The following is a 19,050-nucleotide window of genomic DNA, read 5'->3' on the forward strand; positions in this document are numbered from 1 at the left end:
CCATTGGCTGGCAAGTGTCAGGACCATAGCCACGAAGTTCGCTCCCCAGGAATAGTCCTGGCAAGTATTCCTATATCAGGAATAGATGGCATCCTCGGCCTGGACCGTCATCGTCATGGCGCCGAGCCGGCTGATCGATGTGTCCAGCACGTCGCCCGGCAGAATCGGCCCGACACCGGGGGGTGCGCCGGTGAAGATCACGTCTCCGGGGTGCAGCGTCATCATGCGCGACGCATAGGCGACGATCTGCGGCACAGGGGTGATCATCGTGGACGTGTTGACCGCCTGGCGCGTCTCGCCGTTGCAGGTCAGCAGGATGTCGAAGTCCGCGGGATCGCCCGCCTCGTCGCTCGTCGTGAGCCAGGGGCCGAGCGGGCTGAAGGTGTCGTAACTCTTGCGCCGCGACCGGTCGGCCGGGCTCCGTACGGTGATGTCCAGCCCGATCGTGTAGCCGAGCACATGGTCCAGCGCGTTCTCGACGGCGATGTCCTTGCCGCCGGTGCCGATCACGACGACGAGCTCGGACTCGTGGTGGATCTCGCTGCCCTCGGCGAGCACGTCGCGCGGCAGCACGATGCCGGACCCGGGCCCCACGATCGACGAGGGCGCCTTCAGGAAGATGTCGAAGTTCATCATCCAGGACTCGACCTGACCCAGGGTGCGCTGCTGGACCGAGTGCATCTCGTCGATGTGTTCCTGGTAGTTGCTGGCCGAGGCGATGATCTTCGTCGGCCCCAGCACCGGCGCGGCCAGGCGCACCGAGTCCAGCGGCTGCCCCCGGCCGCTCCTGGCCGCCGCCTCCAGGGCGGGTGCGAGGGCGGCGAAGTCCCGGCACAGCGCCCGCCACCAGCCGGCGAGCAGCGGATCGGGCTCGTGCGGCCAGGGCAGTGCGCCGGTGACGTCCACCACTTCGTCACCGGTGACGACACCGAGGCGGTTGTCGTCGAAGATCGCGAGTTTCATACGCTCACCGTGTCCAGGTTCGCCGGGGTGAAGACGCCGGTCACCTGTTGGGCGGCGTCGAGGGTCAGTTCTCGGTGGAGTCCCAGTGCCCGCAGCACCGGGGTGTCGCTGATGCTGAACAGGTCGGCGCCCTCGCCGCTGGTGTGCTCGACGGCGGCCCAGGAGGGGACGACGAACATGTCACCGGCCGACCAGTCGAAGCGCTGGCCGTCGATCACCGACCAGCCGGACCCGCGGTGGACGACGAAGACGCTGTTGCCGGTGCGGCGCACGGGAAGGGTCTTCGCGCCCGGTACGAACCGGTGCATGCCACAGCTCATGGTCGGCAGCACGCTGGCGCCGGTCTCGGGGTTGACGTATTCGAGGCTCACCAGCGGTGCGCCGCTCTCGGCGGCCAGCCGGGACAGCTCCCTGTCGGTGTCGGGCCACCGGTAGACCAGCAGCGGGGAGTGCTCGGTGGTGAGGACGTCGCGTACGGCCCCGCTGACGAAGCGTGGCCCCGGGCCGGCCTCGGCCTCCGACCGGTTGTGCGGTTCCGCGCCCGGCTGCCGGACATCGGGGTACGGCTCGAAGAACACCGCGTCGAGTGCCTCGATCATCGGCAGGTCGAGCCCGTCGAACCAGAGCATCGGGCCGTCGCTCGTACTGCTGTGATCGTGCCAGTTCCACGACGGGGTGAGGATCAGGTCCCCGGGGTGCATGTCGCACACATCGCCGTCGACCGTGGTCGCGACGCCGTCCCCGGACAGGATGAACCGGATGGCGCCCGGGGTGTGGCGGTGGGCGGGCGCCGTCTCACCGGGGCCGAGGCACTGAATGGCGCCCCACAGGGTTCCGGCCGCGTAGGGCTGTCCCGCCAGGCCCGGATTGCCGAGGCTCAGCACCCGCCGTTCCCCGCCGCGCTCCACGGGCACCAACCGCAGTGCGCGTTCGGCGAGTTCGGTCAGTACCCGCGCGCGCCACAGCCATGGGACCGAGCGGGGGCGCGGGGTGGGCGTGAGCAGATCACGGGTGATCGTCCACAGCGGGTAGAGGTCGACGGCTGCCAGATCCGTGTACAGGGAGGCCAGCTGATCGTCTTCATCGGTCCGCGCGCGTGGGGTCTCATCGAGCGTCATGGGTCCTCTTTCGCCTGTGCCGCGCCCGGGCGGGCCGGCGGCAACGGTGCACTCAGGGGGTGGAGTTCGCCGCCGCGTCGATGCGGCGGCGGACGTCCTGGGGCGGCAGGCCGATGCCGAAGCGGGCCACCGACTCGAGCAGGGAGGCACGCCGGCACCAGGCCCGTGCCCGGTCGGGGTCGGCCGCGACGGCGCGCAGCTCGTCGTGGTTGGCCCGCCGTTTGTCCTCGTCGCGCTCGCCGATCCGCTCCGTGTTGCGCTTGGTGTCCGCCTGTACGTACTCGACGGCCACCTGCCGGCGCACCTCGGCGAAGGTCGCCAGCTCGGCGTCCTCGTCCGCTCCGTCGTTGAGGACGCGGGCGAGCCGGCGCGCGAGGTCGACCGCGTCGTGGATACCGCTGTTGAGCCCCACCCCGCCGAGCGGGCTGTTGATGTGCGCGGCGTCGCCGATCAGCGCGCAGCGGCCGGCCACGAACGAGTTCGCCACCCGCTGGTGCACGGTGTAGATCTGGTGGTCGCCGATCTCGTAGCCGCCCGGCAGGGCAGCGATGCCCTGGAGGCGTTGCTGTATCTCCGCGAGGTCGGTGGCCCGTTCGTACGTCTGACCGGGCGGGAGGGGGTACACCGCGCGCCATGACTCCGGTGTGCGCAGCAGGAAGAGCCATTCCTCGGGGTCGGCGACGTAATTGACGTCGGCGATGCCGGGGATGAGCGAGCGGAAGTCGGCCGAGGTGCTGGCGATCAGGAACCGCTCCGGGTAGGTGAAGCCCGTGAACTCCACGCCGAGCAGTCCGCGGGCCGTGCTGCTCGCACCGTCCGCGGCCACCAGGAAACCGCCGCGCAGACTCACCGCGCCCGACGGGCCCCGCCCCTCCACCACCACCCCGTCGTCGTCGGTGTGGATCGCCGTTGCCTCCGTGCCGTAGTGCAGGGTGACGTTCGGCGCGTCGACGAGCCGCTCCACCAGCATCCGGACCAGGTGCTGCTGGTTCAGCTGAAGGCGGTGCGGGTACTTCGTCTCCTCCTTCAACAGGGTGAAGTCGAACTCGGCCACCAGGCCGGCCCGCCGGTCGCGGTACTGGTAGCGCGGCACCACCAGCCCTTCCGCGTGCATCTGAGCGGCCAGGCCGAGTTCGTCGAGCAGTTCGAGGGTCGGCGGATGAAATGTCGACGCGCGCCAGTCGGTACGCGGCTCCGGCTCACGTTCGATGAGGTGTACCTGTACGCCTGCCCGGGCGAGCGCCCAGGCCGCGGTGGCGCCGACGGGGCCGCCGCCGAGGATGAGCACAGGCGGCCCAGGATGATTCGACACGAATGTCATAGCACCAAACCTTAGCGATTATTCCGCGCCACGAAAGAGTTGGCGCTACTATTCCGGCATGGAGAATACTGTTCGCGATGAACCCCGCCCCTCCGTCCCGAACTCGGCACAGACGGGCCTGTCATCGGTCGACAACGCCCTGCAGTTGCTGCGTCTCATCGGCGAGCGCCGCGCACTGCGCGTCGCCGAGGCCGCCGACGACTTGTGCGTCGCCCGTTCCACCGCGCACCGGCTGCTGACCGCACTGCGCCGGCAAGGCTTCGTGACGCAGGACAAGCCGAACGGTGTCTACCGCCCCGGCCCCGCCCTGCTGGAGATCGGTCTGTCGGCCATCGGCCGCGTCGACATCCGGCACGCGGCCCGGCCGGTGCTCGAACAGCTCAGTGAAGACACGCAGGAGACGGTCAGTCTGCTGCTGCTCGAAGGCGATTCCGTCCGTTTCATCGACTGTGTGGAGGGCTCACGGTCGGTGCGCGTCGCCACCCGCACCGGGATCGTCCTGCCGGCCCACTGCACGGCCGGCGGCAAGGCGATCCTGGCGGCGTTGCCGGCCAGTGACCTGGACCGGCGCTACCCCACCCGGCAGTTGGACACCCGCACACCGAACTCCATCTCGACATGGCGCGAGTTGGAGTCCGAGCTCGACGAAATCCGGGACAACGGCTATGCGGTGAACTTCGGCGAGGGTGAGAGCAGCATCTGCGCCGTGGGAATGGCGATCTACGATCTCATCGGCTACCCGCTCGCGGCCATCGCCGTGGCCGTACCGAGCTCTCGGCTGGAGACCGTCGAGCAGGCCGGCGAACTCGCGCACCTGCTGGTCCAGGCGCAGGCGTCGGTGCGGGACGCCTTCAACAAGGCGGGCTGAGCCGGACGGCCGGGGGTAACGGCGGCGGCCTCGCCCACGCGGGACCGCCGGTCACAGCGAGAACACCATCGACTTGAGCGAGACCGGTACGGTCCCGGACTTGGGCAGCACCGCGCCGATGTCGACGAAGTCGAACTCGGTGACCGCGATGCCGTCGACGGAGACCACCGGGGTCGTGACTCCCTGGTCGAGCAGGATGCCTCCGACGGTTCTGGCGATGTCGCCGTCGAAGAGCAGACACAGCGGCAGGCCCGCCGCGATCCTGCCGCTCAGACCACGCCGGATGCCCTCGACGAAGGCGTCCAGACGGGGAAAGCTCGGCAGTCCGCTCCACCGGAATCCGAAGACCAGCGCGTCGTCCGGATCCGCCTCGGCGCGGGACAGGTGTCTCTCGATCGCGGCCGCGATCTGATCCGGATCGACCCTCCCCGCCAGGTCCACATCGGGGCGGACCACTCGCAGGTTGTGCAGCGGCAGCAGGTCGGGGTCGCTGATGTGGATGGTGTTCCCGCTCACCTGCACGGTGTACTGGGACGCCCCGAGCACCGTCGCCCTGATCGCCCGGCCGCTGTCCTCCACCGGGCCCGGCAGCCGGCCGGTCCGCTCGGCCAGCGCGCGGCCGAACAGCAACCCCAGATCGCCGAACTCCCGTGCCTCGCGCCCGTAGACGTACTCGGCGACGCCACCGGAGAACAGAACGGCGTCGTAAGGACCGTGCTCGGTCAGAGGTTCCGTCAGACGGATCCAGTCGAGATCGCCGAGTGGCGCCGGCGTCCGGTTGACCGCCGCGATGACGGTGTCGGCCATCAGCGCGGCCAGGTCGGCCAGTTCGGCCGCTCCGACCCGGTCACCCAGCGACCAGTCCCTGCCGAGCGCCGCGGCCAGTCGTCTGCCCGCGGGCTCCAGCCGGACGATCCGGCCGGAGTCGTCGGCCACGATCAGCCGCGCGCCCAGGTGCAGCGCGCTGGTCGACCGGACGGTGCCGGACTCGGCCACCGACAGCTTGGTGGTGCCGCCGCCGATGTCGATGTTGAGTACGCGTGCGTGGTCGCGCTCGCTCCTGGCCACCGCGCCCGACCCGTGGGCGGCGAGTGCCGCCTCCATGTCGTGCCCGGCCGTGGCGCAGATGAAGCGGCCCGTCCGAGCGGCGAACAGATCGGCGATGGCTCGCGCGTTCCGGCGGCGGGTGGCCTCACCGGTCAGGATGACCGCTCCGGTGTCGACCTCGTCGGCCGAGATACCGGCGCTCTCGAATGCCTCGTCGACGATGGTCTTCAGCCGCTCGTCGTCGATGCGCAGCCCGTCGGCGTAGGGTGTCAGGGCGACGGCCGACTCGTGGATGACGTGCTTGTCCACGACGACGAAGGCGCTGGACAACTCGCGGCCCAGCCGGCGCAGTGTCAGCCGGGAGAAGAGCAACTGGCTGGTGGCCGAGCCGATGTCGATCCCCACGCTGGTCAGTACGATCTGATCGCGTTCCCACAGCGGATGTTCCGGGTCGTCGGGCGAGATGTTCACGCCGTGATCGTGGTCGTGGCCATGGTCGTCGCTGTGGTCGTGGCCATGGTCGTGGTCGTGACGGTGGCCGTGCTGGTGGCCGTACTGCTGTACGGCGGTCAGGGCGCTGTCGGACATGTTCTCACCGCTCCTCGGCCTTCTCGTCCGCGAGCCTGCGGTAGAAGCGCCACGCGGAGTCGATCAGCTCCGGCCGGGTCCGGCCGGTACCGACGATCGCCTCACGCTCGGCCGTATCGATCTGCCGCGGCTCCCCGAGCTGTCGGGCCAGGTAGTTCAGTTCGGCCAGCTCGCTGAGCTTGATGACGTTCAGTGCCGCCTCCTCCGGGCTCGCGCCCACGGTCGTCACCCCGTGGCCGCGCATCAGACAGGCCGCGCTCGCCCCGAGCACGGCGGCCACCTCGTCCCCCAGCGACGGGGTCGTCACCAGCACGCTGCGTTCGAAGGTCGGGACACCGCGGGCCAGCAGCCGCAGGGCGTACGGGTCGTAGGCGCCGATCACCGGCAGCAGCGGGACATCGCAGATGCCGAAGAGCACCGGCATCAGGGGGTGAACGTGCGCCACGCTGGTGACGTCGGGGCGTGCCCGGTACACCGCCAGGTGGATGGCGAGTTCCTGAGGTGCGGTCAGTCCTGGCCCGCCCGAGAGCAGCGTCCCGTCCCGGTCGACCACCACCACGTCCTCGGCACCGGCGAAGCGGAGACCGGACTCCGAGGGGCCGCGGGCCTTCACCGCCACGGTCCCGTCGTCGAGCAGCATGCTGATGTGGCCGGCCGGTTCGCGGGTGAGCCCCAGCCGGCCGAGGACCCGGCAGGCCGCCGCGACGCGCTCGGCCGCGGGGGTCATCACACCCGGCCCTCGGCCACGGCCACCCGGGCCTGGCCTTGGGACACATCGAACGTGACCACGGACTTGGCGGGGTCGCGGATGAGCGCCATCGGGTCCTCGCCGGCCCGCACGCGCTCGACCTGCTGCCGCAGCAGGCGGCGGTACATGGCGATCCCCTTGTCCTCCGCGCCGAGCATCTCCTTCGTACGGTCGTAGACGGCGCCCTGTGTCTCCCATGCCATCCGGTCCTGGCTGGTGAAGGTGTTCATCGCGTGATCACCGTCGGCGGTCAGCTCCGGCGGGATGCGGACCACGCTGGGTTCCTCGTCGTGCACCCGTTCCTCGCCGGGCTTGTCCGGCAGCAGACCGGCCCGGATGAGCATGGTGTGCTCGTCGTCCACGGGCACCCGCCAGTGCATCGCCTGCAGCGGACCCTCGGGCAGCCGCAGGATGTTGGGGAACACCAGCGGATGCCCGGTCTCCTCCTCCAGCTCACCGGCCTTGTCGCGGTACACGCGGCGCTTGATGATGCCCCACTCGAACTGCTCGAAGGAGTACTTCTCGATGGGGCGGTAGTAGTAACTGCCGCGGTCGATGCCCTTCACGCGCATCGTGTGCCCGTGCAGCCAGAAGGTGTGCACGGTGTCGACGGCGTTCTCCATCGGCTGCAGCCAGTTGCAGTTCAGGTCCGCCTCGATGAACAGGGTGAGGTGGCCGTCGCGCCGGTCGAGCACATCCCACTCCGGCAGGACGGGCGGCTCGCCGGGGCCCATATAGGCGAAGACGATGCCGCGGTAGGCCCGTACGGGATAGGCGTCGATACGGGCGCGCTCCCTGGCCCGCCGGTTCTCCTGCTCGAAAGGCTGCTCAAGGCACTGGCCGGTGCGGTCGTACTTCCAGCCGTGGTACGGGCAACGGATCTCGCAGCCTTCCACGAAGCCGTAGTACAGGGACACCCGCCGGTGCGCGCACGACTCCGCGACCAGCGCGTAGGTGTTCTCGTCGGTCAGGTAGAGCACCAGGTCCTCGCCCAGTACCCGTATCCGCTTGGTGCGCTTGTCCGGGGAGAGATCGGCGGTGACGGCGACGGGCTGCCAGTACCGCCGCAGCAGGTCTCCCATCGGGGTGCCCGGGCCGACCCGGGTGAGAAATTCGTTGTCGGCTTCACTGATCATGAGCGTGCTCCTCTTGCCTGCTGATTCCTGAGGGGGCGCGGGTCACGGATGACGCGCCGCCCCGGCGGGCGTCACCGCGGTCTGGGCCCGCAGGGCCTGCCGCAGCATGGCGGCGACCCGCTGCCGGAGGTCGTCGCGCTCCCCGGCTCCGTGCGAGGCCCACGCGTCGATGAGCCGGCGAAGGTACGGCTCGGCGTCCGCGTCCCCGTCGGCGTCCGGGAGAGCCTCGATGAGCGGCTCGATGTCGCCTACGAGCTCCTCCAGATAACCCCAGGTCCGGTCGTCGGCGGAGGTCCACCCGAGCCTCGCCTGCAGCGCGTTCAGATAGCTCCAGAAGTCGATCGCCAGCGTCGCTCCGTCGGCAGCGACGTAGAAGTCCTCGTCGAAGTGACGTTCCAAGGTGATCATTTCGCCTCCTTCCTTCCTGCGGCGCCGTCGCGGTCCGGTCAGCCGGTCCGCAGGCCGGCCCGGGCGTAGACCGCTTCCATGCGACTGTGCGTACCGTGCTCGGCGAGTTCGGCCTCGAAGGTCGCGCGCACCGACGGATCCTCGTCCTGGTACTCGATCTGGTCGCCGCCCTCGGTGGTGGGACGGTCGATGAGGAACTGCTTGAACAGCGGGTACTTCTTGCTGCCCCAGCGCAGGGCGAGGTAGCGGGCCGGAGTGGTGCCGGTGTTGAAGTGCTGGTGGAACCACCGCTCCGGCGGCACCACGATCGATCCCTGCTGCCAGTCGACCTTGCGGACCGGTTCGCCCTCACGCCAGAGCAGGGAGAAGCCGGTGCCGCCGAGGATGATCACATGGGCGCCGGCGTTGTGCCGGTGGGCCTTCTTGTACGTACCGACCGGGAACTCCGAGACGTGGCCGCACAGGCTGTTGTCCGCGATCTCGAGCATCACGTTGCTGCCGCCCGCACCGCGCGCGGCCCACGACTTCAGCTCGATGCCGGCGGCGTCGGGAATGAACCTGCTCTCCCACACCCGGGCCTGGTAGGCCGTACCGGCGCCGCTGAAGTCGTCCTTGTCCGACCCGAACCTGTCGGTGAAGTCGAAGTCGCAGTCGTAGATGAACGAGCGGTTGTGGAACATCCGCATCACCAGCGGGGCGCTGGTCACGGTGTAGAAGCGGGCCGGCTGCGACCCACTGCCGTTGAAGTGCTGCGCGTACGCGTTGAGCGGTACGGAGAACACACTGCCGGCGTTCCACTCGAACGTCGCCCGCGTCCCGGCGGAGTTCCACACCGTGGTGGAGCCCCGCCCGGAGACGACATAGGTGATCTCCTCGTAGAGATGGCGCTCCGGTGCCATCTGCCCGCCGGGAGCGATCTCGATGATGTGGGCGTCATTGACGTCCTCGGTGCCCTCCAGCCGGGCCACCGCGGCCCGGCACTCCCGCCGCGGCCAGTCCCCCAGCTCGACGGTGCGCAGGTCTTCGATGAACAGCCCTTCCACGACCTTCAGTCCCTCGTCGGCCAGCCACTGTTCGTAGGCCGTCGGGCGCTTGATCGTGGGCAACTCGGTCTCGGCGACCGTCATCCGGTGCCTCCTTGGGCGCTAGTTGGTACCGATGAGGCTTTCGATGAGATCCGTCGCTTCTCCGACGCCCTTGGTCAGGAACGCCCAGGAGTTGGTGTCGAAGTACGTCACGCCGTCCTTCGGGACCTGCCAGGCGGGCAGGTTCGCCGGCGGCTCGACGTCGGCGCGGGTGCTGATGCTCCCGTACGCGTCGTTCCATGCCTTGTTGCCGTCCTTGCAGGCCAGCCACTGGGCCAGCACCTTGGCCGCGCTCGGGTGCGGCGGCTTGTCGGAGACGGCCAGGAAGCCGAAACCACTGGTGGTCTGGAGCAGATCGGGCATGACCACCTCGACCGGCAGCCCGTCGTCCGCCGCCGTGTCGACGTCCAGCTGGCCGAGTCCCAGGGCGATCGGGTACTTGCCCCTCGCCAGGTCGTCGGTGCCCTGCCGGGAGTCTTTGAGGAGGATCGGCTTCTGGTCCTTGTACAGCTGCTTGACGAAGTCGTCGCCGTACCCCGGTGCGGCCTGGAACATACCGACGTTGTAGATCGCGCCGCCCGGGCTCCGCGGGTCGATCGTGGCGATCTTGCCCTTCCACTTCGGGTCGAGCAGGTCCTTCCAGGTCTTGATCTCGTCCGGCTTGACCTTGTCGGTGTTGATGACCACCGGGACGCTGACGTACCGGCTGATGCTCAGGATCTTCTTGTCCGCGTCGACGAACGGGAGGGCCCCGCCGCGCCATGCCTTGGTGTCCAGCTCCGTCGGCGTCAGCACGCCGGTCAGCGGAGCGATCCAGTTCTGTGCGTGGTACGTGTTGGCCATGGTGTCGGCGCCGCCGACGAACACGTCCTGGGAGTAGATCTTGGCCTTGCGCTCGGACTGCAACCGGGCCGCGTTGTCCTTGCCGCTGGTGCCGATGTAGTCGAGCTTCACGCCGTACGTCTTCTCGAACGCCTGCGGCAACTGCTGGCGCACGGTGTCGGTGGGCGGGCCCGACATGACGACCGTGCCCTCCTTCTTTGCCTTGGCGACCAGCGCGCCCGAGGGATCCGGACAGTCGGTGCTGACCTTGCCGGACGCGCTGCCCGTGGTCGTCGTGTCCGAGGCGCCGGTGCCGCCGCACGCGGTCGCGGCGAGTGCTACCGCGGCGCCTGCGGATATCAGCTTCCAGTTGTGGTGAGCGATGAATCTTTTGATGACACACCTGCTTTCGTTGCGGAGGGGGATGACGGCGGGGGACCGCCGGCCATCCGGAGGCGGCGGGCCGACCGCGACGAGCGCAGCCGGCCACCGCTGAGGGCCCGGGACAGCAGCGCCACACCGACGGTGAGCATGCTGATGAGGACACCGAGCACAGAGGCTTGTTCGAGCACGCCGCTGGTGCTGTATTCGAGGAGCAGGATCGACAGCGGCCGGGAGTCGTTGCTGCTGAGCAGGACGACCGTGCTGACGTCGCTCACCGCGGAGTGGAAGGTGAGGACCCCCGCCGCGGCCACCGAAGGACCGAGCAGCGGGAAGAGGATGAAGACGTAGGAGCGCACCGGACTGGCGCCGCAGATGCGTGCCGCCCGGTCCAGGTCGGGACTCACCTGGAGGATGGCGGCCTTCAGCTGCTGCGTACCGGTGGCCATGTGGCTGATGACCAGCGCGATGATCAGGCCGAAGAGATTCCCGTAGAGAACGGTGCGCAGCGGGGTACCGAGATAGACCCACAGCAGCCCCAGGCCCAGCAGCATGCCCGGTACGGCGGCCGGCAGCCAGGCCATCACATCGACGCCGCCTCTGGTCGGCAGCTCGCTGCGGACGATGACGAAGGCGATGACGAAGTAGACGAGGACACCGACCAGGGTGGCGATCAGGCCGATGATCAGGGTGTTGCGCACCGAAGAACCGAACAGGTTGTCGTTGAACAGCGCCGACCAGTGCTCCGTGGTGAAGGGGTTGGTGAGCTGGAAGAACCCGAACCGCCGCATGAACGAGCCCAGCACGATCGCGCCCATGGGCAGCACCACGGTGAAGACCACGTAGAGGGAGAGCACCCCGGCGACGACCCAGCGGCGGATACGGCCCAGTCGCATGGGCTCGTCGTTGTAGGTGTGCGCGCCGACGGTGACGTAACTGCGGCTGCGTACGGCGAACCGCTGCACGATCGCCAGCATGATCAAGATGGGGATGAACACCGAGCCGAGCGCGGTCGCGGTGCCGAACTGCGGCGGGGACGACTGCAGCCAGTTGTAGATCTGGGTGGAGTACACATTCAGATTGATCGGCGTGCCCAGGAGCAGTTCGATCTCGAAGGTCTTCAGCGAGTAGACGAAGCTGAGCAGGGTGGCGGCGATGATGGCCGGCCGCATCATCGGCACGGTGATACGCACCAGGGTCCGCAGCCGGCTGGCCCCGCAGATCTGGGCGGCTTCCTCCATCGACCGGCTCATCCTGCGGAACGCCGGGACCAGCAGGATCACCATGATGGGCACGGTGGTGGCGGTCAGATGGGTCCAGATGATGCCCCAGTAGCTGTAGATGTTCAGCGGTCCGTCGCTGATGTCACCCAGCCCCGGCAGCATCCTGATCACCTGGTTGACGACGCCGTTGGCGGGGTCGAGCAGCAGGATCCAGCCCAGGGTGATCGACAGCGAGGGGATGAAGAACGAGAACCACAGGAACACCTCGATGACCTTGCCGCCCGGCATGTCGGTGCGCGCGATCAGCCACGAGACGACCGTGGCGATCACCATGCCGATCAGTACCCTCGGCACGCCAAGACGCAAGGTGTTCCAGGCCGACTCCCACATCGCGCCGTTGGCGAAGGCCTGCCGCCAGTTGTCCAGGCCGTAGCCGGCCGGGTCGCCGGGTTCCGCGACATTGAGGCTGTTCAGCAGCAACAGCGTGATGGGGACGACGGTCACGGCGGCCACCAGCAGCAGCACGACGACACCGGTCACCCGGGAGCCGCTGGAGCGGCGCGCGCTGATCAGTTTCCGCACCGGCCCCGGCAGCGCTTCGACATCGTCCGGGGCCACCGGTGGCAGGACGCCGCTCACAACGGCCACACCATCGCGCGCTGGGGGTCGACCTCGACGACGACCGTGTCACCGGGGTGGTGGACCACTCGGCGCGGGGCGCTGAGCAGTACGTTGGACCCGGCGATGTCGAGCACGTACTCGAAGCTGTCGCCGAGGTAGGCCGAGGACAGCACGCGTGCCATCACCTGGTTCGGGGCCGGCTCGGCGGCGTCGTACGGCTTGATGTCGACGTCCTCCGGCCGCAGGTACACGCCCACCCGGTCGCCCTCGCCCAGCCCCGCCGGCACGTCCGGGCCGACGATCTCGCCGACCCGCCGGCCGCCGGTGTCGAGCCGGACCCGGCGTAGCGCCGCGTCTCCGGCGAGGACGCCCTCGACGACGATGAGCCGGCCGAGGAAGTCACGTACGAACGGCGTCTTCGGGTGCTCGTAGAGCTCCATCGGCCGCCCGACCTGCTCGACCTTGCCCTTGTTCATCACCGCGAGGCGGTCGGCCAGGGACAGTGCCTCGTCCTGGTCGTGGGTGACGAAGAGCATGGTGATACCGAGTTCCTGGTTGAGTCTTCGGATCTCGCGCCGCATCTGGATGCGCAGCTTGGCGTCCAGGTTCGACAACGGCTCGTCGAGCAGCAGCAGGTCGGGGGTGTAGACGAGCGCCCTGGCGAGCGCGACCCGCTGCTGCTGGCCGCCCGAGAGCAGGGTGGCGGGCCGGTCGGCCACCGCCTCCAGTCCGGTGACCGCGAGAATCTCCTCGACTCTCCGACGCCGTTCCGCGCGCTTCACCCGGCGCATGCGCAGCGGGAAGGCGACGTTCTGAGCGACGGTCATATGGGGCCAGATCGCGTAGGACTGGAAGACCATCGCGATGTTGCGTTTCTCCGATGGCAGGAAGGTGCCCTGCCCGGCATCGGCAAGTGCCCTGTCCCGCATGGATATCGAGCCCTCGTCGATCTTCTCCAGGCCCGCGATCATCCGTAGCGACGTGCTCTTTCCGCAGCCGCTCGGGCCGAGGAGAGCGAATATCTCGCCGGCCTTCACCTCAAGGTCGATCTGGTCGACCGCTATGACGTCGTTGAACCTTCTGGTCACACCGGACAGCCGGAGTTGAACCTCGGGCTCACCGGAAGTCTTGTCCATCGAGCCGGTGACCCGGCCCTTGAGGCGGTCCGTCGTGCTCGCCCTCATAGACATCTGCACTCCTCGGATCAGTCCTGGTTCACACGACCTTAACCAGGAATACCTTATAGAGAAATAGTTGTTCGCTAAGTTCCTTGATATGGAATAGCGGTGCTCAGAGGTCCAATGTGAGCAGCGCCGAGGCCGACCGCCCGACGCAGATCATCATCGTGTCGCCGCGCTCGCGTTCCTCGTCCGAGAGCACGGTGTCGTGGTGTTCGGGCACACCGGCGAGCACCCTCGTCTCGCACGAACCGCAGTAGCCCTCCTCGCAGGAGAAGCCCACATCGGGCGCGGCCTCACGGACCACGTCCAACAGCGTTCTGTCCGGCGGGACCTCCAGGGTCAGCCCGCTGCGCCGCAGCTCCACGGTGAAGTGGCCCGCGCCGGCCGGCGGACCCTGTGCGCTCGCCGTCACCGGGCGGCCCGGCAGGCCGCCGGCCGGCGCGCCGAAGCGCTCGACGTGCAGGGCACCGGGCCTGGCCGCGGCGCATGCCCCGGTGACCGCCAGAACCATGCCCTCCGGGCCGCAGCAGTAGACGGCAGCGCCGTCGGGCGCAGCGTCCACGAGCTCGACGACCGGCAGCATGCCGCGCTCGTCCTGCGGCACGATGTGTACGCGCTCGGCGCCGATGGCCGAGAGCGCCTCGGTGAACGCCATGGTGTCGCGCGTGCGCCCGCCGTAATACAGCTCCCACGAGGCACCGCGCGCGGCGACCTGACGGATCATCGCCAGGATCGGCGTGATGCCGATGCCGCCGGCGAGGAAGAGATAGTGCGGCGCGTCGACAAGGGCGAAGTGGTTGCGCGGTCCCCGGGCTCGGAGCACCCGGCCGACCAGCGCCGAGTCGTGCACCTCCACCGATCCGCCCCGGCCGTGTTCTTCACGCAGCACCGCGACGGTGTAGGAGCGCGGATCGTCCAGTGGGCCGCACAGCGAGTACTGGCGGACCGTGCCGCTGGGCAGGCGCAGATCGATGTGCGCGCCCGGCGCCCACGGCGGCAGCTCACCGCCGTCCGGATCGACCAGGGTCAGCGAGACGACCCCGGAGGCTTCCAGACGTACCTGTTCGACCAGGAGCGACCGGTGTGCGAGGGGGTCCAGATCAGCCATGCCGGCTCAGTCCGTACCGGTGGGGCGGAACCCGTAGATGTCGAGGGTGAGTTCGCCCCCGGCGATCCGGCTCAGATAGCCCGCCTCGGCGGCCTCGCGCGCCTTGCCGCGTTCCAGCACCGAAGCGACCAGCGCCCGCGGAATCACGACGACGCTGTCAGCGTCGGCCACGACGAGGTCACCGCGGCTGACAGTGGCCGCGCCCAGGGTGATGGGGACGCCGACCGTGCCCGCGTCGTCCTTGACCGTGGTGCGCACCGCGATCCCCGAGCTGAAGACGGGAAAGCCACGCTCGCGCAGCCGGTCGACGTCGCGTACACCGCCGTCGATCACCAGCCCCACTATCCCGCGCGCCTGCGCGGCCGCCGTGAGCACTTCGCCCCAGTAACCGCAGGCCTCCTGCCGCCCGTCGACCACCAGCACATCGCCGGGTTCTGCGACTTCGAGCGCGAGGTGCAGCGGCAGATTGTCGGCCGGCGCGGTGGCCACCGGCAGTGCCCGGCCGACGACCGCGGCGCCCGGCCAGACCGGCCGGATGCGGGGCGGAAGGAAGCAGTCGAGCTTCGACGCCTCGTAGAGCGTCGCGGTCCCCAGCCTCAGGAACGCGGCGGTGTCGATGTCTTCGGACGCGGCGGTCGTCATGCCTGGCTCCTCTGCAACAGGTGGTAGCCATGGGCGGCACGAGACTCGGTCAGGGAGCGCCCTGCGAGTACGTCCTCGACGATGCGCGACTCACGGACATGGATGGTGTGGCAGATCTCCGCCAGGTCGTCCTCGACGTCGAGCGGCACGGTGACCGCGCCGTCGTCGTCGGCGATGATCAGCTGACCGGGCGCGACATTCACCCCGCTGATGCTCACCGGGCACTGGACGTCCCGGACCTCGACCCGGTCCTTGCCGGTGCGCATGTAACGGCCCCGAGTGAACAGCGGATAGCTCACGTCGAGCGCCCGCCACACATCACGGCAGACACCGTCGATCACCGTGCCCGCGATACGGCGGTTGTCGGCCATCGCGGTGAGGATGTCGCCCCAGACCGTGCAGTCGGTGCGGCCGTCGTTGTCGAGCACCGCCACCTCACCCGGCTTCACCTCGTCCAGGTAGTCCCCCACCGTGCCGGCCGGATGCCCGGCGGCGACGTACGAGACGGTGTAGGCGCGCCCGAAGATCTCCGCGCCGTCGAACAGCGGGCCGATGCCGAGAAGGCAGCCGTCCCTGCCGATGCGGTCGAGGGCGTCGGAAATGGTCGCGGTCGAGTAACCCCGCAGGGGGTGCGCCGGGCCTTCGGCCGTGGGCGGCTCACTGGCGACAAGATCGTTGGTCACGACCGGGACTCCTCGATAGCGGGAAACTGACTGTCGTGCATGACGTCGGCGACCGGCCGTCCCTGGGCGACCGCGTCGGCCATGGCCGCCTCGCGGGCGACGATGCGCTCGGCGAAGGCGACGATCCGCTGGGCGTCGGGCCCGGGTACGAAGGCGACGCCGTTGCCGTCGGCGACGACATAGTCGCCCGGCCGTACGGTGATGTCGCCGAAGGTGATCGGCTCGTCCATCGCGTGCTGGACCACCCGGCCGCGCGCGCTGACCGGCACCACGGCACGCGCGAAGACCGGCAGACCGAGATCCCGGCTCTCGCTCGCGTCCCGGCAGGCGCCGTCGACCACCACCCCGGCGATGCCCCTGGCGACCGCGGCGCGGCTGAGTATCCCGCCCCAGCAGGACACGTCCAGGCGTCCTTCGTTGGCGATGACCAGCACATCCTCCGGGCCTGAGAGGTCCACGGCCGCGGCGGCGACATGGCCCGCCGGCTTGTCGGAACGGCGCGGTCCCACCGTGACCGTGCGCACGCGGCCGGCGACGACGTGCCGTACCGGCCACACCGGCTCGGGCCCGAGCACCACCGCGGATATGCCGAAGGCGTCCAGGGCGTCCGAGACCGCGCAGGAGTCCAGCGCCCGCAGCCGTTCCACCAGGGTGGCGGCGGGGGAAGGCGTCCGTACCTCGTTCATCGGCGCCCCTCCATGTCCTCGGGACGGTCGGCCTGCCAAGTCATGAAGGCCATCGCGCAGCCGGTGCCCGCTTCGGTGCGATAGCACGGCTCGTACCCGACCAGCTCGGCACTGAGCGAGGAGGACTGCAACGCGCCGGCCACGACGATCCAGTTCCGCATCTCCGAGGTCCCGGAGCGCAGCACCGCGTCCGGCAACGAGCGCAGATAGGTGGCGTCGCGACTGGTCAGGGCGGAGAGGAAGGCCCGGTCCAGCTCTTCGTCGACGACGAAGTGGCTCAGTCCGCCGGAGGCGACGATGCCGACACGCGGGCTGCCCGGGTAACGCCGGATCGCCTCGCCCAGGGCGACGCCGAAGTCGAAACAGCGGTCGGCCGACGGCGGATTCGGCTCCCAGAAGGTGTTCACGAAGACCGGGACGGTCGGCGGCGTATCGCCACCGCCGAGCACCTGTTGGAAGATGAAGCCCCAGCCGTGCGGTATGCCCGAGTTGCCCCATTCCCCCGGTGGCAGTCCCCTGGACGCGGCCGGGTCGAACCCCGCGGCCGAGGTCTGCTCGATCAGGTACCTGGCCAGCGCGGAGTCGCCCGGGCGTACGGTGCTCCTGTCGGGCACATTGGCCACCTCGGCGACGGCCAGGCCCGGCTTCATGCCGTCGAGCTGCTCCTGGGTGAAGGGCTCGTGCCGCATGGTGTCGCCCCAGTAGAAGGCGAACTGCGGCAGCAGCTCATCACCGAACACCTCCTTGTGGTCGCTGCTCACGACCACCAGGACGTCGAGCTCGGCGGCCTTGATCCGCCGGCCGAGCTCCTCGATGCCCTCGCGGCAGGCCGCGTGGCGGCGGCGGCGTACCTCAAGCGCGCACTCGTCGGCGAACCCGGGTGCGCGCAGCGCGAGCAGCTCGGCGTACGGATAGTCCGCACCGCGGTAGACCAGCGCGGAGTTGGCGCGGTCGGCCGCGGCCCGCTGTCCCCAGTCCTCGGGCGGTGTGTTCAGCAGCGGGCCGTGCGAGGTGCCCACGCCCAGCACGAGATCGGCCATGCGTGCTCACACCTCCAGGCGGAACAGCTTGACGGCGTTCGTTTCGAACAGCGCCGCCCTGTCCTCGTCGGTCAGCCAGTCGATGTCCTCGATGAGCAGGTGGATGTCGTCGATCCACCGGCCGGTCTCCGGGTCCTTCACCGAGCCGGTGCCCGGCTTCTCCGTACCGAACAAGCAGCGGTCGACGCCGACGGTGCGCAGCAGGAACTCGATCGAGTCCCGGGTGTAGAGGCAGGTGTCGTAGTGGAGGCGGCGCAGGCGCTCCTCGAAGGTCGTGCCCGCCCGCAGGGCGGCGGGGTAGAAGCGGCCCTTCTGGTACGGAATGGCCCCGCCGCCGTGCGACACGACGATCTTGAGCTCGGGGAAGTCGTCGAGGACGGACGACTGGAGCAGCCCGGCGACCGCCAAGGTCTCCTCCTGCACGAAGTGCAGCGAGTAGCTCTCGCGGGCCGGGGGCCGGCAGGCCGCGGAGTGGATGATGGCCGGCACGTCCAGTTCGCACAGCGCCTCCCACACCGGGTACCAGAAGCGGTCGCCGATGGCGGGCGGCTGCCGCAGTCCCTCGTAGGGGTCGGTGTTCAGGGTCGCGCCGACGAAGCCCAGATCGTTGACGCAGCGGCGCAGCTCCCGGGTCCACGCGGCCGGGTCGAGTTCCATCGACTGCGGCATGCCCGCGACGCCGCGGAAGCGGCTGTCGACCTCGCAGCACATGGCGATGACGTCGTTGGTCTCCGCGGTGAACGACTCGACCAGCGCGGCCGGGCTCTCGCTGTGCATCATCTGGAACGGCCGCGGCGAAATGAACTGAAGGTCCACCCCGGCCTGATCGAGATGGTCCAGATGCGAGATCTTGCCGAAACTCGGGTGCGGCGCGTTGAGCGCCTCCACCACGTGTTCCTTGGTCACCCCCGAACGCCCGCGCCCGTGAGCGCCGCGGTGGGACAACAGCCCGGCTTTGTATGCGTAGAGCTTGTCAGGGGCGGTGACATGCCCGTGGACGTCGATATAGATGGCGCTGCCCTCCTCGTGACCGGAACGGCGATGCCCGCCGCAGCCCGTGGGAGCTGCTCGAAGCTCCACCCCGGATGTCCTGAACCATAAGGACGACACCTCCTCTGCGGAATAGTTCTCGCATGAATTCCTCATAGCGGTATATCCGACAAAGCCGATCGGCAGGTCGATGAGCCGCCATCAGCCGATAGATCGACATACTAGGTAGATTTCCCGCCATTGGGCCCACTGCGCGCAAAGTTCCCCATCACACAGCACAGGGCCCCGGCTGTGTGCTTGCGTTCTAGTGGTCGTTGCAACACCCCAGTTCAAGGGGTGCGATGGACTTCGAGGTCCGGGGCGACCGGAAGCCACAGGGACGACGGAAGCT

19 protein-coding genes are annotated in these 19,050 nt (G+C 69.1%); 2 read left to right on the top strand and 17 right to left on the bottom strand.

The features are described from left to right. Positions 1-75 precede the first annotated feature (75 nt). Genes ACZ6MZ_RS24980 through ACZ6MZ_RS24990 form a run of 3 tightly spaced genes read right to left on the bottom strand, consistent with a single transcriptional unit; the run spans position 76 to position 3,393 of the window. Positions 76-963 (bottom strand): fumarylacetoacetate hydrolase family protein, encoded by an 888-nt coding sequence (locus ACZ6MZ_RS24980; protein WP_469354371.1) that lies wholly within the window; start codon positions 961-963, stop codon positions 76-78. Continuing rightward, positions 960-2,081: a cupin domain-containing protein gene (locus tag ACZ6MZ_RS24985; protein ID WP_469354373.1), complete on the bottom strand. Its 1,122-nt coding sequence runs from the start codon at positions 2,079-2,081 to the stop codon at positions 960-962. Before ACZ6MZ_RS24985 ends, ACZ6MZ_RS24980 begins: the two co-directional genes overlap by 4 nt. Positions 2,082-2,133: 52 nt before the next feature. Next, positions 2,134-3,393, bottom strand: a complete 1,260-nt coding sequence (locus tag ACZ6MZ_RS24990; protein WP_384336104.1) for an FAD-dependent oxidoreductase — start codon at positions 3,391-3,393, stop codon at positions 2,134-2,136. 67 nt (positions 3,394-3,460) lie between these two features. Between ACZ6MZ_RS24990 and ACZ6MZ_RS24995 the strand changes: the two genes are divergently transcribed. Beyond that, complete coding sequence (locus ACZ6MZ_RS24995) at positions 3,461-4,270, top strand: IclR family transcriptional regulator (RefSeq protein ID WP_384184304.1); 810 nt, start codon at positions 3,461-3,463, stop codon at positions 4,268-4,270. A 51-nt stretch (positions 4,271-4,321) separates the two neighbouring features. On the opposite strand, the gene ACZ6MZ_RS25000 is transcribed toward ACZ6MZ_RS24995, so the two are convergent. From ACZ6MZ_RS25000 to ACZ6MZ_RS25025, 6 genes are read right to left on the bottom strand one after another with little or no spacing between them, the layout of a single operon-like run. Beyond that, positions 4,322-5,905: an ethanolamine ammonia-lyase reactivating factor EutA gene (locus tag ACZ6MZ_RS25000; RefSeq protein ID WP_469354374.1), complete on the bottom strand. Its 1,584-nt coding sequence runs from the start codon at positions 5,903-5,905 to the stop codon at positions 4,322-4,324. Between the two features lie 4 nt (positions 5,906-5,909). Then, on the bottom strand, positions 5,910-6,632 hold the full coding sequence (locus tag ACZ6MZ_RS25005; protein WP_386875763.1) for a class II aldolase/adducin family protein: 723 nt from the start codon (positions 6,630-6,632) through the stop codon (positions 5,910-5,912). Continuing rightward, the gene (locus tag ACZ6MZ_RS25010; RefSeq protein ID WP_389792526.1) at positions 6,632-7,789 is read right to left on the bottom strand and encodes a Rieske 2Fe-2S domain-containing protein; all 1,158 of its coding nucleotides are present in this window, start codon (positions 7,787-7,789) and stop codon (positions 6,632-6,634) included. The genes ACZ6MZ_RS25005 and ACZ6MZ_RS25010 overlap by 1 nt, the downstream gene beginning before the upstream one ends. Before the next feature lie 42 nt (positions 7,790-7,831). Next, the gene (locus ACZ6MZ_RS25015) at positions 7,832-8,197 is read right to left on the bottom strand and encodes a hypothetical protein (RefSeq protein ID WP_469354376.1); all 366 of its coding nucleotides are present in this window, start codon (positions 8,195-8,197) and stop codon (positions 7,832-7,834) included. Positions 8,198-8,235: 38 nt separating this feature from the next. Further along, positions 8,236-9,324, bottom strand: coding sequence for a cupin domain-containing protein (locus tag ACZ6MZ_RS25020; protein WP_469354378.1), 1,089 nt, complete (start codon positions 9,322-9,324; stop codon positions 8,236-8,238). A gap of 18 nt (positions 9,325-9,342) precedes the next feature. Then, complete coding sequence (locus tag ACZ6MZ_RS25025; RefSeq protein WP_469354380.1) at positions 9,343-10,302, bottom strand: ABC transporter substrate-binding protein; 960 nt, start codon at positions 10,300-10,302, stop codon at positions 9,343-9,345. On the opposite strand from ACZ6MZ_RS25025, the gene ACZ6MZ_RS25030 reads away from it, so the two are divergent. Then, complete coding sequence (locus ACZ6MZ_RS25030; protein WP_469354382.1) at positions 10,301-10,483, top strand: hypothetical protein; 183 nt, start codon at positions 10,301-10,303, stop codon at positions 10,481-10,483. The genes ACZ6MZ_RS25025 and ACZ6MZ_RS25030 overlap by 2 nt on opposite strands. On the opposite strand, the gene ACZ6MZ_RS25035 is transcribed toward ACZ6MZ_RS25030, so the two are convergent. From ACZ6MZ_RS25035 to ACZ6MZ_RS25070, 8 genes are all read right to left on the bottom strand, one after another. Then, the gene (locus ACZ6MZ_RS25035; RefSeq protein ID WP_469354384.1) at positions 10,464-12,347 is read right to left on the bottom strand and encodes an ABC transporter permease; all 1,884 of its coding nucleotides are present in this window, start codon (positions 12,345-12,347) and stop codon (positions 10,464-10,466) included. The genes ACZ6MZ_RS25030 and ACZ6MZ_RS25035 overlap by 20 nt on opposite strands. Next, positions 12,344-13,519 (bottom strand): ABC transporter ATP-binding protein, encoded by a 1,176-nt coding sequence (locus ACZ6MZ_RS25040; RefSeq protein ID WP_389792531.1) that lies wholly within the window; start codon positions 13,517-13,519, stop codon positions 12,344-12,346. Before ACZ6MZ_RS25040 ends, ACZ6MZ_RS25035 begins: the two co-directional genes overlap by 4 nt. A 100-nt stretch (positions 13,520-13,619) precedes the next feature. Further along, positions 13,620-14,618 (bottom strand): PDR/VanB family oxidoreductase, encoded by a 999-nt coding sequence (locus ACZ6MZ_RS25045; RefSeq protein WP_389792533.1) that lies wholly within the window; start codon positions 14,616-14,618, stop codon positions 13,620-13,622. Positions 14,619-14,624: 6 nt separating this feature from the next. Beyond that, positions 14,625-15,260 (bottom strand): 4-carboxy-4-hydroxy-2-oxoadipate aldolase/oxaloacetate decarboxylase, encoded by a 636-nt coding sequence (locus ACZ6MZ_RS25050; protein ID WP_389792535.1) that lies wholly within the window; start codon positions 15,258-15,260, stop codon positions 14,625-14,627. Then, positions 15,257-15,943: an RraA family protein gene (locus ACZ6MZ_RS25055; RefSeq protein WP_384184334.1), complete on the bottom strand. Its 687-nt coding sequence runs from the start codon at positions 15,941-15,943 to the stop codon at positions 15,257-15,259. The genes ACZ6MZ_RS25050 and ACZ6MZ_RS25055 overlap by 4 nt, the downstream gene beginning before the upstream one ends. Beyond that, complete coding sequence (locus ACZ6MZ_RS25060; protein WP_389792537.1) at positions 15,940-16,629, bottom strand: RraA family protein; 690 nt, start codon at positions 16,627-16,629, stop codon at positions 15,940-15,942. Before ACZ6MZ_RS25060 ends, ACZ6MZ_RS25055 begins: the two co-directional genes overlap by 4 nt. Further along, the gene (locus tag ACZ6MZ_RS25065) at positions 16,626-17,669 is read right to left on the bottom strand and encodes a DODA-type extradiol aromatic ring-opening family dioxygenase (protein ID WP_389792539.1); all 1,044 of its coding nucleotides are present in this window, start codon (positions 17,667-17,669) and stop codon (positions 16,626-16,628) included. The genes ACZ6MZ_RS25060 and ACZ6MZ_RS25065 overlap by 4 nt, the downstream gene beginning before the upstream one ends. Positions 17,670-17,675: 6 nt before the next feature. Further along, positions 17,676-18,749 carry an amidohydrolase family protein gene (locus ACZ6MZ_RS25070; RefSeq protein WP_469354388.1) on the bottom strand — a complete coding sequence of 358 codons (1,074 nt, stop codon included), beginning with the start codon at positions 18,747-18,749 and terminating at the stop codon, positions 17,676-17,678. Positions 18,750-19,050 lie beyond the last annotated feature (301 nt).

Source organism: Streptomyces sp. NPDC042201 (assembly GCF_055582185.1).